Annotated in this window: 18 protein-coding genes; 9 read left to right on the top strand and 9 right to left on the bottom strand. The window is 55.6% G+C overall.

The genetic code is table 11. From position 1 onward, the window contains the following. Positions 1–275 precede the first annotated feature (275 nt). On the top strand, positions 276–539 hold the full coding sequence (locus COMA2_RS20425; protein WP_217490613.1) for a hypothetical protein: 264 nt from the start codon (positions 276–278) through the stop codon (positions 537–539). A 522-nt stretch (positions 540–1,061) separates the two neighbouring features. Here the strand turns inward: COMA2_RS20425 and COMA2_RS03955 are convergent. The 3 genes from COMA2_RS03955 to COMA2_RS03945 form a co-directional block, all read right to left on the bottom strand. After that, positions 1,062–1,481, bottom strand: a complete 420-nt coding sequence (locus tag COMA2_RS03955; RefSeq protein WP_139077039.1) for a hypothetical protein — start codon at positions 1,479–1,481, stop codon at positions 1,062–1,064. A gap of 559 nt (positions 1,482–2,040) precedes the next feature. Then, a complete protein-coding gene (locus COMA2_RS20040) occupies positions 2,041–2,214 on the bottom strand; it encodes a hypothetical protein (RefSeq protein ID WP_090894863.1) in 174 nt (57 codons plus the stop codon). A 336-nt stretch (positions 2,215–2,550) separates the two neighbouring features. Beyond that, the gene (locus COMA2_RS03945) at positions 2,551–3,219 is read right to left on the bottom strand and encodes a hypothetical protein (protein ID WP_139077037.1); all 669 of its coding nucleotides are present in this window, start codon (positions 3,217–3,219) and stop codon (positions 2,551–2,553) included. Between the two features lie 262 nt (positions 3,220–3,481). On the opposite strand from COMA2_RS03945, the gene COMA2_RS03940 reads away from it, so the two are divergent. Together COMA2_RS03940 and COMA2_RS03935 are read left to right on the top strand one after the other, a co-directional pair. Continuing rightward, complete coding sequence (locus COMA2_RS03940) at positions 3,482–4,036, top strand: hypothetical protein (protein ID WP_090894860.1); 555 nt, start codon at positions 3,482–3,484, stop codon at positions 4,034–4,036. 26 nt (positions 4,037–4,062) lie between these two features. Further along, positions 4,063–4,284 (top strand): hypothetical protein, encoded by a 222-nt coding sequence (locus COMA2_RS03935; protein ID WP_090894858.1) that lies wholly within the window; start codon positions 4,063–4,065, stop codon positions 4,282–4,284. 30 nt (positions 4,285–4,314) lie between these two features. Here the strand turns inward: COMA2_RS03935 and COMA2_RS03930 are convergent, their stop codons facing one another. From COMA2_RS03930 to sthA, 3 genes are all read right to left on the bottom strand, one after another. Continuing rightward, the gene (locus COMA2_RS03930) at positions 4,315–5,325 is read right to left on the bottom strand and encodes a TIM44-like domain-containing protein (protein ID WP_175304376.1); all 1,011 of its coding nucleotides are present in this window, start codon (positions 5,323–5,325) and stop codon (positions 4,315–4,317) included. A gap of 216 nt (positions 5,326–5,541) precedes the next feature. Then, a complete protein-coding gene (locus COMA2_RS03925; RefSeq protein WP_090894854.1) occupies positions 5,542–6,024 on the bottom strand; it encodes an aminoacyl-tRNA deacylase in 483 nt (160 codons plus the stop codon). 260 nt (positions 6,025–6,284) lie between these two features. Next, complete coding sequence (gene sthA / locus COMA2_RS03920) at positions 6,285–7,688, bottom strand: Si-specific NAD(P)(+) transhydrogenase (RefSeq protein ID WP_090894853.1); 1,404 nt, start codon at positions 7,686–7,688, stop codon at positions 6,285–6,287. A gap of 360 nt (positions 7,689–8,048) precedes the next feature. Between sthA and COMA2_RS20420 the strand changes: the two genes are divergently transcribed. The 3 genes from COMA2_RS20420 to COMA2_RS20035 all read left to right on the top strand — a co-directional run bounded on the left by COMA2_RS20420 (position 8,049) and on the right by COMA2_RS20035 (position 9,238). Then, positions 8,049–8,363, top strand: a complete 315-nt coding sequence (locus tag COMA2_RS20420; RefSeq protein WP_217490617.1) for a heme-binding beta-barrel domain-containing protein — start codon at positions 8,049–8,051, stop codon at positions 8,361–8,363. 362 nt (positions 8,364–8,725) lie between these two features. Then, entirely contained in the window at positions 8,726–9,019 is a 294-nt protein-coding gene (locus COMA2_RS03910) for a hypothetical protein (RefSeq protein ID WP_139077033.1), read from the top strand. A gap of 72 nt (positions 9,020–9,091) precedes the next feature. Next, entirely contained in the window at positions 9,092–9,238 is a 147-nt protein-coding gene (locus COMA2_RS20035; protein WP_175304375.1) for a hypothetical protein, read from the top strand. A gap of 70 nt (positions 9,239–9,308) precedes the next feature. Here COMA2_RS20035 and COMA2_RS03905 read toward each other — a convergent pair whose 3' ends face one another. The 3 genes from COMA2_RS03905 to COMA2_RS19690 form a co-directional block, all read right to left on the bottom strand. Then, complete coding sequence (locus COMA2_RS03905; protein WP_090894849.1) at positions 9,309–9,725, bottom strand: hypothetical protein; 417 nt, start codon at positions 9,723–9,725, stop codon at positions 9,309–9,311. Between the two features lie 641 nt (positions 9,726–10,366). Further along, a complete protein-coding gene (locus COMA2_RS03900; protein ID WP_090894847.1) occupies positions 10,367–10,939 on the bottom strand; it encodes a hypothetical protein in 573 nt (190 codons plus the stop codon). Then, entirely contained in the window at positions 10,926–11,195 is a 270-nt protein-coding gene (locus COMA2_RS19690; RefSeq protein ID WP_139077031.1) for a hypothetical protein, read from the bottom strand. Before COMA2_RS19690 ends, COMA2_RS03900 begins: the two co-directional genes overlap by 14 nt. 89 nt (positions 11,196–11,284) lie before the next feature. Here COMA2_RS19690 and COMA2_RS03895 point away from each other — a divergent pair, with 89 nt between their 5' ends. Genes COMA2_RS03895 through cas5c form a run of 3 tightly spaced genes read left to right on the top strand, consistent with a single transcriptional unit; the run spans position 11,285 to position 14,791 of the window. After that, entirely contained in the window at positions 11,285–11,560 is a 276-nt protein-coding gene (locus tag COMA2_RS03895; protein ID WP_090894845.1) for a CRISPR-associated endonuclease Cas3'', read from the top strand. Beyond that, positions 11,557–14,076, top strand: a complete 2,520-nt coding sequence (locus COMA2_RS03890; protein ID WP_090894843.1) for a CRISPR-associated helicase/endonuclease Cas3 — start codon at positions 11,557–11,559, stop codon at positions 14,074–14,076. The genes COMA2_RS03895 and COMA2_RS03890 overlap by 4 nt, the downstream gene beginning before the upstream one ends. Then, positions 14,069–14,791 (top strand): type I-C CRISPR-associated protein Cas5c, encoded by a 723-nt coding sequence (gene cas5c, locus COMA2_RS03885; protein WP_090894841.1) that lies wholly within the window; start codon positions 14,069–14,071, stop codon positions 14,789–14,791. The genes COMA2_RS03890 and cas5c overlap by 8 nt, the downstream gene beginning before the upstream one ends.

The following is a 14,791-nucleotide window of genomic DNA, read 5'->3' as shown; positions in this document are numbered from 1 at the left end:
TTGACCAGATGGAAAGGAACCCAGATGCCAGGTTGTCTGAGAAGTGGGTTAGTTATATCCGATTTCTTCGTGGCAATCAGAGGGTAACCGCTCAACGGATAGCGGAATTACTAGCTAAGGAGCGAGAGCTGTTTCCATTTCAGCAAGCAAGCCTAATCCTATCGCTTCGATACTTATTAATTCTCGAGCCAGAAACATGGTCTCAAATTTGGCGGCTTTCTAGGCTTCGAAGCATAAACTGGAATACGAGAAGGCAGGCCGCTCTTTTATTGAGTATGAAAACCCTAGGTAGAAACGGCCCTGCATGGGCAAAGCAGGCTTTTGAGAAAGAAGATAACGTGGAAGTAAAAATGGCCTGGATTCAATGTCTCACGCAATTACCTCGTGAGGAGCTAGAGCAACTTTCTCGCTCTTTAACGCTTGCTGTTCATAATAAGCTTCAAAGGCTAGGGCAGTTCTTTGATGGGCTTCTTTCCGATGAGTCTACGGCCTTGCCCAAATCGAATCTATTTTCAGAGAGGGGAGAGAAGATATTCTAATTGACAGGCTTTATGCCCTTGAAGTCCTGTCAAAATCCAGAAGTCGCAAAGTCCAGTCCGCGTTGCTTGCCCACCTCTCAAGCAATCAGATCAAATTTTCCAGACCTCTCTTGGGGAGCAAGCTCGATAGAATCAGGCAGCAGATAAGGGCCGATCTAGAGGGAGAGCAGTTGGGATTCCTGTGAGCAGCCCTGGGCTGGTACTCAGAGCCTGAGGTTCAGTCCCACGCCCACGCCGATCACGATGAGCACGGCATAGTCTTGCTTCGCGCAGCCTTCGCCCGGAGGCATCGCGCCACCTGGTGCAATTGGAAACGCCGCCTGCTTTGCGTTGGCCGGCTAGTTGCTCCATGGTCAACGGATAATAAAGAAAGACTCCCGACCCCTTTATGTAAATTGTCAGATTGTAGAGATGGCATTCTGACGACACGGCGCACCGCCGTGTCGTCACATCTACCAGGCGCCATATTAGGAATGGCCTACACTGGCCAACCAACCGGAGCCATCTCTATCCTGCCCTCGATCATTTTCCTACTTTCAAGAGCCATCCGTCGCCGCGCTCACAGAGATTGGGACCTTTCCCCGTAATAGCAATTCTGATGAAGGTGCCTTTGGCCGAGGCGGAGATCTTGCCGCTGACTAGAAACCCACCGAAGTGAGGCGTCACGGTGACCGGGACGCTTTCGTCCTTGATCATCACCATAATGGTTTTGGGAAACGTCGACTTGGATGCCACAAACGAAAATGCCGATTGCGGCGCGACTTCTATATTGTTGTCTGTTTGTGAGTATGGCTTCGGCAGGAACGTGGAAAACGATACGCCGTCGCAACCATCCACGCTGCCAGAGCCGGAAGGGGCTGAATCATAGCCGGCTCGGACATCGCTGATGTTGCCGAAGGCACTCAGTGCCATAACGATCGCTAGGGCATGTCGAACATTCACGATGATACCTCGCTGTTGATTATTGATAGTGGCCAGGATGGCGGGGGCAATGAGTATTTGCTATTGTGTAATCCCTGAGGGAGAAAAAGCAAACCTCGGATGACTCGCAAGGACCGGGGTGAGTGGCTCGTTCGTTGTGGAGACCCTGTACTTTGCCGACGGGAGCATCGCGAATCTGACTGACCGTTTCCTTCGAACCAAGCCCCGACGGTGGCGAATCCGCTGACGGATCAAACCGTGCCGGAGAATGCAACGTGTAGCTTCGGATGGATAAAATGTACCGGGAGTCATTATAAAGCTGCCGCGCAAGCTGTCGGCACACCACCGGTATTCAGTCTTCCACGCCACACCGATCACGATGAGCACCGTATAGTCCTGCTTCGTGCAGTCCTCGACCGGAGGCATCGCGCCCCCTGGCGCAACGGGAAAGGCTGTCAGCGTTGCTTGGGCCGGGAAGCAGGGCCCTTCCACCGCCGCGGGTATCTAGCGCACGGGTCGGGTGGTTGTTCGGTGGTCAACTAATATAATAAAAGATTCCCGACCCCTTTGGCTCAACTTCTTAGCGCACGGCAACCGTCTGGGACTCACGGGCTGCCAGACTCTTTCGGCGATTGTTGGAAATGGTGCGGTCGATCATGCCCCCGCAGTTGATGCATTTCCATGCGTAGAACACAAGAAAGAAATCTGAGAACCGCTCCAGCAGCAGCATCCCTTTACACTTCGGACATTTCATTGATCCCTCCTAAGGTGGTTAGGTTCACTGTTAGCAGCGATGTAAGCAAGAGCTGCGCCAAATTGTCAGGGTCAGCATTTCAAGGATTCGTGACATACGTAGTTAAACTGAGCAGTGATTGTTGTCAAAATTGACGATGTAAAGAGATGAATCTGTCAATGATTTGTCAGGTTGTTTCATTTAAAGGGGTCGGGGATCTTTTAGTGACGAATTGTGTCGGTTGTCGAATCAACTATACCTTGCCGCGCCGTTCATGATTCGTCACAGCGAGGTTGGATATGAGTTGGGAGTTTTTCGTCGAGCTTGCCGCACAAGCCGTCGGTGTGCCGCCGCGGTTCAGTCTTCCACGCCGACGCCGATCACGATGAGCACCGCATAGTCCTGTTTTGTGCAGCCGTCGACCGGAGGCATCGCGCCTCCTGGCGCCACTGGAAACGATGTTTGCTTTGCGTTGGCCGGCGAGCATGCACCACCCACTGCCGCCGGTGTATAGCGCGCGGAACGGCAGGCCAGGTGGGTTACGTCGTAGAGTGTCGCGCCTTGATCGAGCTCCCAGCGCCTGTCGCCGTGGCTGTCGGCGGGATGGATCGTCAGCACGGCTGTCACCTTGCGGGCGCCCGTGACCAGATATTTGCCGGGAGGGAGTGGAACGGTCGGTTGCTCCATGATCAAGCCGTGTTCCTCCAGCCACCAGTCCGTCTCGTCGAACTTCCAGCGCGCCGGGGCGACACCACCGGCATCCTTCAATGATGGATAATGGTTCAGCTTGACGCCTCGCGGACCCGGATCCAGCAGCCACAGACCCCACAATTGCGCGCCGCTCCCGGCGGTCGCACCTAGATCGCCCAAAGCCGCGATGTACTGGGTGGAGATACGCCTGAACTTCGTCTGGCCCACGGCTGCGGCGTGCACCGCCTGAGCCGCGACGGCGATCGTCACCAGCAACATCGTTGCACGACATGCGCGGCGAATGAGGTGCTGCGTACTCCTCGTGCTTGTTGACACGGCGCCTCGTGGTATACGGATGCGCACTCCGATTGCTGTGAATGCTGACATCATCACGCAGTATTCCTTTCGGACTAGGTCAGCAACAACCCGATCACCGCCATCTTTTATCAGGTCGGCCGTACGGATATCCAGAATGATATCAAGAGTGAAAAAGATATTTTCACGGGTAGTTCAAGCAGCTTGCTGCCGTGCGCTTGACTCCTCTACACGAACCGCCTAGCATGCCGCCGCTCACTTCAATGAACGCAAGGAGTCTTTCATGAAATCAAGCCGTGTCGCTGTCACGATATCTGTGTTGACTGTAAGCATGCTCGGTCTTATATCCACCGGATGCATCAAGCCGGTGCCGATGGTGGCAATTCCCGGCTTCGACGCTTCTCCTCCGACTCTCGCCTGGCAGACGTACAATGTAGTGACCAAGGAGCGAAAAGATATTGTGCAGGAGGGACAGACTGTCGAGGTGGCGGGAAGCGATCAGTATGTGGTGACGCTGACGGTAGAAGATCAGGACAGTGGGGTGAAGGATGTTGCCCTGACCGGCCATATCCAATTCAAGTGCGAGTTGGGCGAGAAGGTGGAAGAGAAAAAGTTCGATCTTGAACCGCAGGAAACCAAGACGACGCCGAATCATGAAAACAAGGTAGCCGTGAGTGCGGCGTTGACCTATGTCGTTGAGTTCAACAAGCGGGGATGCAAAGAACTGGAGACGTTCGGAGGTGGCACGCTGTCTCTGACGGGCAAGGGGCACAACTCCGTGAATGGTAGAGGGGTGAAGACCCTGCGCATGAACTTGAAGCGACAAACAGCACAGTAAAAACGAGAAGAACCGAGTTGCCAGACATGTCTGATGGTTCCCACTCTACTGGTTCCTTTTCTGCGGAAGCCCGCCGAAGGTTCTATGAAGACCATCGGTCGCTGGCCCTGTTCATGATCGTGGTTGTGTTTGCGGCGCCGTTTGCGGGACTTTACGTGGCGGGGCTTCTTGGCGTGGTGATCGGGGTGCTGGTCTCGGCCGCTGCCTACATGCTCACACCCTCTGTCTGGAAGTGGATCGGCGGCTGACCCTGTGAGTCAGCCGCCTTCCCTCGGAGACTATTGTTGAATGGCCGACAAAAGCCAGCGTCCATCACGCACGCGCATGAAGGTCCAGACTTCGCATGATTCGGTCGGTGTTTCTTCACTGCCTTCGACCAGATAGCCCGGTTCTCCGCGCGGGATGGTTGTGGAGATCGTATAGTCGCGGGCGTTCCAGCGTAGGTCCACGGTGGCATAGTCGGTCGTATTTTCGGACCAGGCTTCACGCACGTCTCCCTTGAGCAACTCCACGCCTTCCACGTGATTCTGCACGCCTCGACTGTTGTCTTCGGCCAAGGCGGTGCTGAAATAGCTCAGCATTTCCGGCGTCAGACAGCGTCGCAGTCCTGTCACATCTTGCGCGCTCCATGCTGATTGAATATCGACCAGCAATTGCTGAAAGGCGGCCTTATCTTCGGTGGTCACGGCGTAGGTCGTGTCAATCGTCGGCCTGTCGGTGCCGCTGTTGGACGAGATATCAATGAGACTGCCCCGCGCGGCTGTGTTGCGCGAGAGTCCCGTGAACACCGGAGCGGGTGTCTGTCGGACTCGTTTGAAATAGTAGAGCGCACCGGCCCCGAGTAACATGACGAGGAAGATCAGCCCGAATGAGTTGGACGGCGAAGCCGGCTCTTCGGTGTCCGTCGTCTTGGCGCTGCTTTCCGTCGCGCCGAAGAGCATGTGTCCGATCCAGGTTCCTGCCAGACCACCGGCGATTCCAGCGAGCAGGGGGTTGCGTTGCAACCATGACGGTGAAGTGGTCGGCGCGGACTGGCCCGTGGGGCTGTTGGCGGCGTTTGGCGGCGGTGCCGTCGATGGTTTGGCCGTCGTGGATTGCTCGATCGGCTTGGCGCCGTTGTCTTGATGGGTACGGGACCCACGGCTGCCCATGGTTCCGTACCCTCCGCCTCGTGAGCCGCTGGAAAATCCTCCGCCCGATCCTCCACGCGCCTTGGCCAATGTGAGGGTCGGGAGGCCGATGAGTGAGAGGACGATACAGACCGCTATGAGTTGTGAACTTTTGATCATGGGTTTCCTTTTTGCAACAGGGTGGCACATTCTGATCGGCACAGGCCTATCCTAGCAGCTTTGAAAACAAAATGCCCGGCGGCGTACTTCTTGGATGAAAGAAGTCGTTGCTTGTTGAACGAGGTTGGTTATGTGCGCGGGATGTGAGCAAGGTTGATCACAAGTTCCGTCAGAGGGGAAGGAACGAAGAATTCGCGGCCTCCTGAGCTGATACCGTCAACAGTTCGCCATCGGCGGACGGTTGAACTCAGCGACCACGGGAAACACCAAAGCGGCGAAATCCCAGTAGCGCATGCGGATTGCCTCGGAGTGGGTGCCCCCTTCAAAGACAATTTCTTCATCGCCGGTGAGCGAGCGATCGACGTACACCGGCAGTCCATAGAGCGTGCCGAGCGGCGGCATGGCGCCGACTTCGCAGTCGGGAAAGAGCTGCGAGATCTCCTCCTCGGTCGCAAGACGTACGCGATGGGTTCCGAAGATCTTCCGTAGACGCGTCACATCCACTTTTGCCGTCGCCGGCAGCACCGTCGTGACGAATCGTTCCTTCACTTTCACGATCACCACCTTCACCATCTCTTGCTCGGGTACATGGAGCGTCTGAGCGACGGCAACCGCTCGGAATGTTTCTGAATGGGGCAAGACATCGTAATGAACATGCTCACGATCGAGATGAGTTTTTAGTGTGTGTGGAATAGGCATGGGCGCACCTCCTATGGCAGTCAATCTCCAGACGGAGACCGTTGGTGGGTGTTCTTGCCGGAAGATTGCTTCGGAACCGAGAGGATGATGGTCGGGAGAGAGTGCATGATTACGACTCCACGTCGATCATGACGCCCGAGAGTACACATGAAGTATAGCCCGTGTGAAAGTATGCGCAAATGCGCGGGGCGAATCAATAGGTCTTTCTCGATCGGAGGCTGAGGGCCCGGCTAGGCTGGTGAGAGACCCTTCGTCTCTGCTCACTGCTGAGATGAATGATGGTGCAGCCGATTCAAACCGTCGAGGGCGGCGGTGCGGTAACACTCGGCCATCGTGGGATAATTGAAGACATTGTGGACGAAGTACTCCACCGCGCCTCCATAGGTCAGGACCGATTGGCCGATATGAACCAATTCGGTGGCACCAGGCCCGATGATATGGACGCCAAGGAGCCTATGGGTCTCGGAGTGAAAGATCACCTTTAAGAAACCATGGAGGTCGCCGCTGATATGGCCGCGCGCCATTTCTCTGAAAAAAGCCCTTCCGGTGGCGTGCGGGACACCGGCGGTGGTGAGTTCTTCCTCGGTTTTCCCCACCATCGAGACCTCGGGGATGCTGTAGATGCCATAGGGAATCACGTTGACGTCGTGCGACTCGTACACCTGAAAGGCATGGCAGGCCGCGAGGCGGCCTTGTTCCATGGCGGTTGCAGCGAGCGCGGGAAACCCGATGACATCACCTGTCGCATAGATGTGGGGAATGGCCGTTTGGTACTGGGCGTTGACTGTAAGTTGCCCCTGCGGATCAGTGGTAAGGCCGATCGCGGCGAGGTTCAATGCGTCCGTATTGCCGATCCGTCCCATGGTGTAGAGCAGCATGTCGGCGGTCACTGTCTCGCCGTTGTGGAGTTGGATCGTCGGGTGCCCGATTTCATTCATGCCGATGTTCAGATGCTCTTGTCCGAGTCGGATTGCGACCCCCTGTTGCTGCATCTGGGAGTCGAGGGCTTGCGCGATTTCCTGATCCAAGAACCGCAACAGTTGCATCCGCCGATCGATGAGGGTGACCTTGATGCCGAAGGCGGCTAACATCGAAGCATACTCTGTGCCGATGACACCGCCTCCGAGGACGATGATGCTGGCGGGGTTCCTGGTCGTGCGGAGAAACGAGTCGGAATCGCACACGATCAGGTCGTCGAAGTGGATCTCCGTGGGGCGGCGTGGTCGCGACCCCGTGGCTAGGATAATGACTGAGGCCTGGACGTGATCGACGTGCCCATCCGATCTCACCACGCTCACGGTATGGGGATCGACAAAGCCGGCTGTGCCTTGGATGATCTCGATGCCGTTACGCTGCAGCTGATTGGTGATCACGGCGACTTCGGTTTCGATGACCTGGTTCTTGCGTGTCATCAGGTCCGGGAGCGTCAACTGCTTGGTGAGCGCTGCACCCAGCTGGTGCAATCCTCGTCGTCCCAAGCCATGGATATACTCGATCGTGTCCTTGAGAGTCTTGCTGGGGAGGGTGCCGGTATTGAGCGAAGTTCCGCCGAGTTGGCGCGATTTCTCGATGATGGCCACTCGTTTGGACAGTTTCGCCGCTTGGACTGCTGCTTTCTGGCCGGCTGGTCCACTGCCGACTACCACCATGTCGTAGGATCGCATAGAGGAGCTCAAGTGTCCGTCTCATCGGTGCACAGCGCCTACGATATCGTGGCGAGGCCGACTCGCCAAGAAAATAGAGGATGTCTGAAGCATGGCCGTCCTCCTTCCACCTGATTGCGCCGATTGTGGTGAACTCCTACCATCCCTCCCTGATTTGTGACACCTATGTTGTGGGTACGGACGGAAGTATAGTCCATGCTTCCTTTTCATCCTATCTATTCAGGAGGTCTTATGGATTCGGATCTGATGCGGCAGCTCGGGCCGCTGACGATGTTGGCGGGTCAGTGGGCGGGAGACAAAGGCGAGGATGTTGCGTAGCCGGACGATCGGGGTACGGAGCAGAATCAGTTTCGCGAACGGATTACCCTTGAGCCGATCGGGCCTGTACGCAATCACGAGCAAGTGTTGTATGGCTCGCGCTATGCGACGGTGGCGCAGCGGATCGGGGAGCGTGATGTGCTGCTCCACGAGGAAGTGGGCTACTGGCTCTGGGATCCGAGCGAGGGGCAGGTGCTGCGCTGTTTCACCGTACCGCGCGGGTGGCGCTGGTTGCCGGTGGGACGGCGGCGCCTTCCGCCACCATTTAGGCTGGTCGCAGAGGTGGGATCGGACACCTATGGGATCTGCTCAAACCGGTCCTCGACAAGGAGTTCAAGACGCTGCGCTACGAATTGACGGTGACCATCCTCGACCAGAACGGTTTCACTACAAGGAGGACACGCAACTCCGCATGTCGGGGCGGCCGGATCTGTTTCACCATACGGATGAGAGTACGCTCACAGTGTGATGGGTTAACGGATTGGGGGCCGATGTTTCCGCACGGCGGGAGAGAGGGTTTCTTGACCAGGTGCCGGGCAGGTTGTATGGTAAAGAGGTATATGCGGCACACTCATACAATAATGAAGTTGCTCTTGGGAATCAGCACTACGATCGGCTTCGGTATGTGCTGGTCGCTCTCGTATGCGGAGCCAACTGGAGAGGAATACTCAACGATCGGGCCGGCAACCTCCAGTGTGACAGCATCTTCGAGCGCCGTCATGATCACGGAGGCGGCAATGGCGCCGTCGGCATCCCTGCCAGTGGAAAATAATGTGGTAGTCCAGAGGGCCGTTCCAAGCCTGTCGAAACAGGTGTCGGTGGGAGGGACGAAGCTGATGCCCTATATCGGCGCAGGATTCGGAGGCGGCTATGTCACGGAGTTAGACCGTTCCCTGCATGCCTCGCCATCCTTCTCGTCTTCTTCCGGCTCCACCAATGCTGGACTGAGGGGCCTGTTTGGACAACACCTCATCCCAAACGAGGTCCAACTGGGCATCCGTGTCCCCTTCTAACAGGCCGCGATCCTATTCCGTCCGTGCGACAGGTCACTTCTCATAGTCTACAGGGAGAGCGGAGGGTCTACTGTGAAGATGGGCTATCGGTTACTACTGGTCGATAGAGACGGGGTCTTGGTGAGCGAATTCCAATTAACGGAGAATGCCCTCGCTCAGCCGGAGGCCTTTGTGGCGGCACTGCAAGAGTCGATCGAGTCTGTGGAAGAAGAGTTGTGAAGATGATGTCGGCGAGTGTCGGGACAACGACATGGGCAGGAGAGTCCCACCCATATCGTTTTGGCAACGGTCAGTTTCCTACCTTGAGCAGCCACCCATCGGCTTTGTCGCAGTCACCGGGCCCTTTGGCGAAAATATCGAGTCGGATGTAGCTGCCTTTGATGTTGGGGGGCAGTTTCCCTTTGACCTGGAACCCGTAACCGATTGAAGTGACGGTGATCGGAACTTTTTCATCCTTGATCTTCACCGTGATGCTTGCGGAAGTAGTTGCCTTGGATGCAAGGAATGAAAACTCCGATTTCGGGGCCACGGTGACATTGTTTTTGTCCGCGGAGAAGGGAGGAGGTGTGAAAGTAGAAAAGATGACCTGGTCACAAGCGGTCAGGTCGGTACCGATATTAGGACTTGGATCATACGCCCAGACTGGGCCGGCGGTACCGCAGACCCCGACTGCAAGAACAAGCCGTAGAAGATTTCGCAGACTCACGGTTATGCCTCTCTCTCTAGTGGTTGACGATAAGGTCCGCTGACAAAGCCGCGATATTTTGTACGCCTGAAAGAGAAAAAACAACCCCCTTCCTGCACCCGCGTTGCCTCAGCATTGATAAGGCTGTGGGGTGCTCGACTTGATTTACTCGGGGTCCAAGAGCTAATAGGGCGCAGCCCCGTACCCGATGCGAAGGAGGGGGTTGCTTAGGACAGTAAATCAGCGTACAAGCCTTCCCCTAGCATTGTTAGCCCGCAGCCAACGAGCAGGGCCCTCCATGGCGCTATTCCATAGATGCCACACGTCGGTGCCGGGAGTCCTCTCGATATCGTCCTTCTTTTCCGATTCATACAACGGGTTTCCCCCTGAACCAGCGTTCTCTCGCCGGTTTTCAGGGTAAACCATGCCGCGCAATGACCATGCCGTTCGGCGTGAATCGATACGATCCCGGCAATCCGGCCAACCCCATCAACCAATACAGTCCGAGCAACCCTTTGAATCCGGTCAATCGCTATCATCCGGACAATCCGTTGAATCCGGCGAACCAATACAACGCCGACGTGTCGTTTGCGCCGTTGGATGGAGGGAGGAGTCGGGGAACAAAAACATGGCAAGGGCCGAAACGAGACAGGCGAACGTCTCTACCGTCCGGTGTCGGCTGCGTGGAGCACGTAGGACAGTTCGCCGGGAAGGCCAAGCTGGTTCGCCCAGCCCCAGAGGTAGTCGAGATCCACGTGTAAGTGAGGATTCTTGATGACGCCCAGCGCATCTTCAAAATCATGAGGACGACCGGCCTTAAGCTTGAGGAGAATCAGGTCCTCCGGACTGCAGACATACAGGGAGACGCCGAGAAGCTGCAGAGCCTGTCTGCGAGCAAGGGCCGATTGGGCCTGGCGATCGTTCGCAAAGAGAAGGTCTAGAGGAATCATAGGATAAGAAGGATGAGTCAGACGCATCACGACATCCTTGGCCATCGGATTGTGCTCCAGCCAGGTCTCGTCGATCCGAAACTCGTGGGCATGCAACGCATCGATCAATTCGGTGCGAGCGGGTATGTCGGCGAGTACGAGCAGATCAATATCTTTCGTGGCGCGAAGACGTCCCCACGCATTCACGGCCAGCGCGCCGACGAGGCAATATGGGCTCGACGGCGGCAATGCCGTGACAATGGCGTGAAGATAATCGGCGAGTGAGTCGGGGCTAGCGGGCGACATCGCGCAAGACTGACGGAGCGTGGTCGATCGATGACACACGGCGGAAGGGGTTGTCCAATGGAGGAGGGGGAGGGAGCGGAGAAAGTCCCAGCGCGTGCGCGCACACGTTCGACCATCGTCGTATGGCATCGGAGAAACGGCAGCACTCCAAGATGCCTTCCTCAGGCGTGACCGCGTAGTCATGAGCACTGATCTGTGCCGCGCTCATATGGAGCTTGCGCAGCCAAATCGGCGGATTATCGGGATCAAACGCCATGCAGCGATTGTACAGGAAGAGGAGAGAAAGACAAAGCCGGCGCGAGAGCGTGCCATTTGGTCCGCTGGATGGGGGAAGGAGTCGAGGAAATGAGGAATGAGGAACTGCGTTGTGGAGAGTATCGTAAGCCCGCTCTGGCCCATGTGCGGCGGAACGACGACGGGTCGTTCGCCATCCATGAGCTTGAAGAGCACTTGCGCGCGGTAGGGGATCTCGCAGGGGAGTTTGCATCGACCTTCGGGCATGCTGAATGGGGGCAACTCGCAGGGCTCTGGCATGATCTCGGGAAAGACTCCTTGCCATTCCAAAACTATATTGTTCGCAGGAACGAGAGAGCAGCTTGGAGACCGAGGGCCGAACAATGAATAAGGAGTTGCCTGCATATATTGCCCATGTCCGAAAAACGGGAGGTGATCCCCAGAGCCTCGAAGAGCATCTGTTGGGAGTTGCTGAGATAGCAAAAGGGCTTGCCTCGAAGATTCACCTCGAACATCAAGGCGAGTTGATAGGGCTACTCCATGATTTGGGAAAGTACAGCAATGAGTTTCAAGCTTATCTCAAGTCGGCTGTCGGTTTGATCAACCAAGATGAAGCTGAGTTTGTCGATGCGCGTGGACTCAAGAGAAAGGTGGATCATTCCACCGCAGGGGCTCAGCTTGTTTGGGAGGAATTGTCCCAGCAAGGCGACATGGGTAGGATTGCTGGCCAATTTCTCGCCTTGTGCATCGCCTCACATCATTCCGGATTGATCAACTGTCTGTCTTCGGACACCAATAGTTGTGTCGAGGATATTTTTACAAGGCGGATTGGTAAGCGGGATGACCGATCCCATTTTCGCGAAGCCATGAGCAAAGTGGACACACTGATCTATAATCGCTTCCGCGAGTTGGTGAGCAGCCCTGGACTGATTAATGGTCTCAAAGAATCTATTCGCCAGGTGATACTCCGCGATCACATCAAAGGGCTAGATCCAAGCAAAAATCAGATCACGCAGTTCAAATTAGGTCTGCTCGTGCGTTTTCTGTTCAGTTGTCTAATCGATGCAGATCGCGCCGATACGGCTGATTTCGAAAGGCCAAAGGCCGCAAAATATCGGCTCAACGGGCAATACACCGAATGGCCTCTGCTGATCGAGCGTCTTGAGAAGCACCTGCAAGGATTCACCGTCCGGAATCCTATCGATGAATTCAGGCAGAACATTTCCGATCACTGCCTCAATAGCGCCCTTCGTGATAAAGGCATTTATACTCTGACCGTACCCACGGGAGGCGGGAAGACTCTTGCCAGCCTGCGCTTTGCTTTACATCACGCGGAACGTCATAAGATGGATCGAGCGATTTATGTCATTCCCTTCACGTCCATCATTGACCAGAACGCCAAGGTGGTTCGCGACATCCTAGAGCCGACGAAGGACGACCGTGGCCGGGTAGTGCTTGAACATCACTCCAACCTCACCCCAGAACAGCAGGGATGGCGGGAAAAGATACTGACGGAGAACTGGGACGCCCCGATTGTCTTCACCACCAGCGTACAGCTGCTAGAGACCATCTTTGGTGGAGGTACGCGCGGTGCTCGGCGGATGCACCAGTTGGCCAATGCGGTGCTGATCTTTGACGAAATCCAGACCTTGCCCGTCAACTGTGTGCATCTCTTCTCCAATGCTATGAATTTTCTAGTCGAGCACTGCGGCAGTACGGTGGTGCTATGCACGGCCACACAACCCTTGCTGAACCGTGTAGACCAAAGCAAAGGTGCGCTGAAGTTCACAAAGAACGATGACCTTATGCCCGACGTAAAGGGACTGTTCGACGACCTGAAGCGTGTGGAGGTGCTCAATCGCCGCAAACCTGGTGGATGGACTGACGAGGAAATCGCTCGACTTGCTCTGGATGAGGTCGCGCAAAGTAAGAGCTGCCTCGTGATCGTTAACACGAAGAAGTCCGCGCAGACACTTTTTCGTCTATGCCGGGAAGCTGTGGGGATACAGACCTTTCACCTGAGCACCAATATGTGCCCTGCACACCGCAAGGAAGTTCTCGACCAAATTAGGCAGCTGTTAGATGACGAGTCTCCCGTGCTCTGTATTAGTACTCAGTTGATTGAAGCTGGGGTGGATGTGGATTTCGGCGCGGTCATTCGCTACACCGCTGGCCTGGATTCTATTGCTCAGGCCGCTGGCCGTTGTAATCGCAATGGAAAGCAAAAAGATGCTGATGGAAATCCTAAGGTAGGGCGGGTTCACGTGGTTAATCCGGCCGTGGAAAATATAGACAGGCTCAAGGATATTCAGTGCGGTAAAGGCATTACCGAGCGATTGCTTGACGATGTTGAGGCTGGTAGCGAGGACTTTGGTGGCAATCTGATCGGGCCGAAAGCCATAGAGCGGTACTTCGAATACTTCTTCTTTAACCGCCATCTGGAAATGGATTACCCCGTATCCGCCCAGAGTGTCGGTCGTGATGACACACTGTTGAATCTTCTTTCAACCAACTCGCTCGCTATGGACGAATATGGACGCAATTACGGCATCGCGCCCAACATCTATCTTCGGCAATCCTTCATGTCCGCTGCCCATGCCTTCAAAGTCATCGACGCACCGACGCGAGGCATCATCGTGCCCTACGGAAAAGCTGGGCGTGATGTGGTTAACAATCTTTGCTCGGCCTTCGAGGTTGAAAAGCAGTTCGTGCTGTTGCGCCGAGCACAGCAATACACAGTCAATGTTTTTCCCCAAGACTTGGAGAAACTTCAGAAGGCCGGGGCCGTGTCTGCAATCCAGAAGGATGTGGACATTCTCCATTTGTCCGATGCCCGTTATTACAACCAGTCGTTCGGCCTGAGTCAGACGCCAGAAGGAACAATGGAGGTGCTATATGCCTGATTCGCGCAACAGCAGCATCGAATTCAAGGTGTGGGGCCGATACGCTCTTTTCACGGACCCCTTGACCCGTATCGGCGGAGAAAAATGTTCCTATCACCTACCGACCTACGAGGCGCTGAAGGGTATTGCCAAGTCTATCTACTGGAAGCCCACCTTCATTTGGGTTATCGACGAGGTGCGTGTGATGAAGCGCATACGCACCCAGACCAAGGGCATTAAACCCCTGGAGTTTGGCGGCGGCAACACCTTGGCCATTTATACCTTCCTGGCGGATGTGGAATATCAGGTCAGAGCTCATTTCGAATGGAACCAATTTCGGCCGGAACTCGCGGATGACCGGAGTGAACCAAAACATCACCTGATTGCCAAGCGCATGCTTGAGCGGGGCGGCCGACAGGACATTTTCCTGGGCACGCGGGATTGCCAGGGCTACGTGGAGCCTTGCGAATTCGGTTCCGGGCCGGGGCATTACGATGGTGCAGGAGAACTGGGATTCAGCCTGACTTTCCACGGCTTTGACTACCCGGACGAGACTGGCGAGAGCAAACTTCAAGCTCGTTTCTGGCGACCGACGATGGCTGATGGCGTTATCCGGTTTATCTCGCCTGAGAATTGCGAAATCAAGAAATTCATCCGGGAGATGCAGCCCAAGCAGTTTACGACCGGTCGGAATCTCGTTGGCGCGGAAGCGGAAATCGTCGGGCTGGAGTGCTGA

Origin of the sequence: Candidatus Nitrospira nitrificans, assembly GCF_001458775.1 — a bacterium.
GTDB classification, from domain to species: domain Bacteria; phylum Nitrospirota; class Nitrospiria; order Nitrospirales; family Nitrospiraceae; genus Nitrospira_D; species Nitrospira_D nitrificans.
This window is presented reverse-complemented; position numbering and strand designations above follow the sequence as displayed.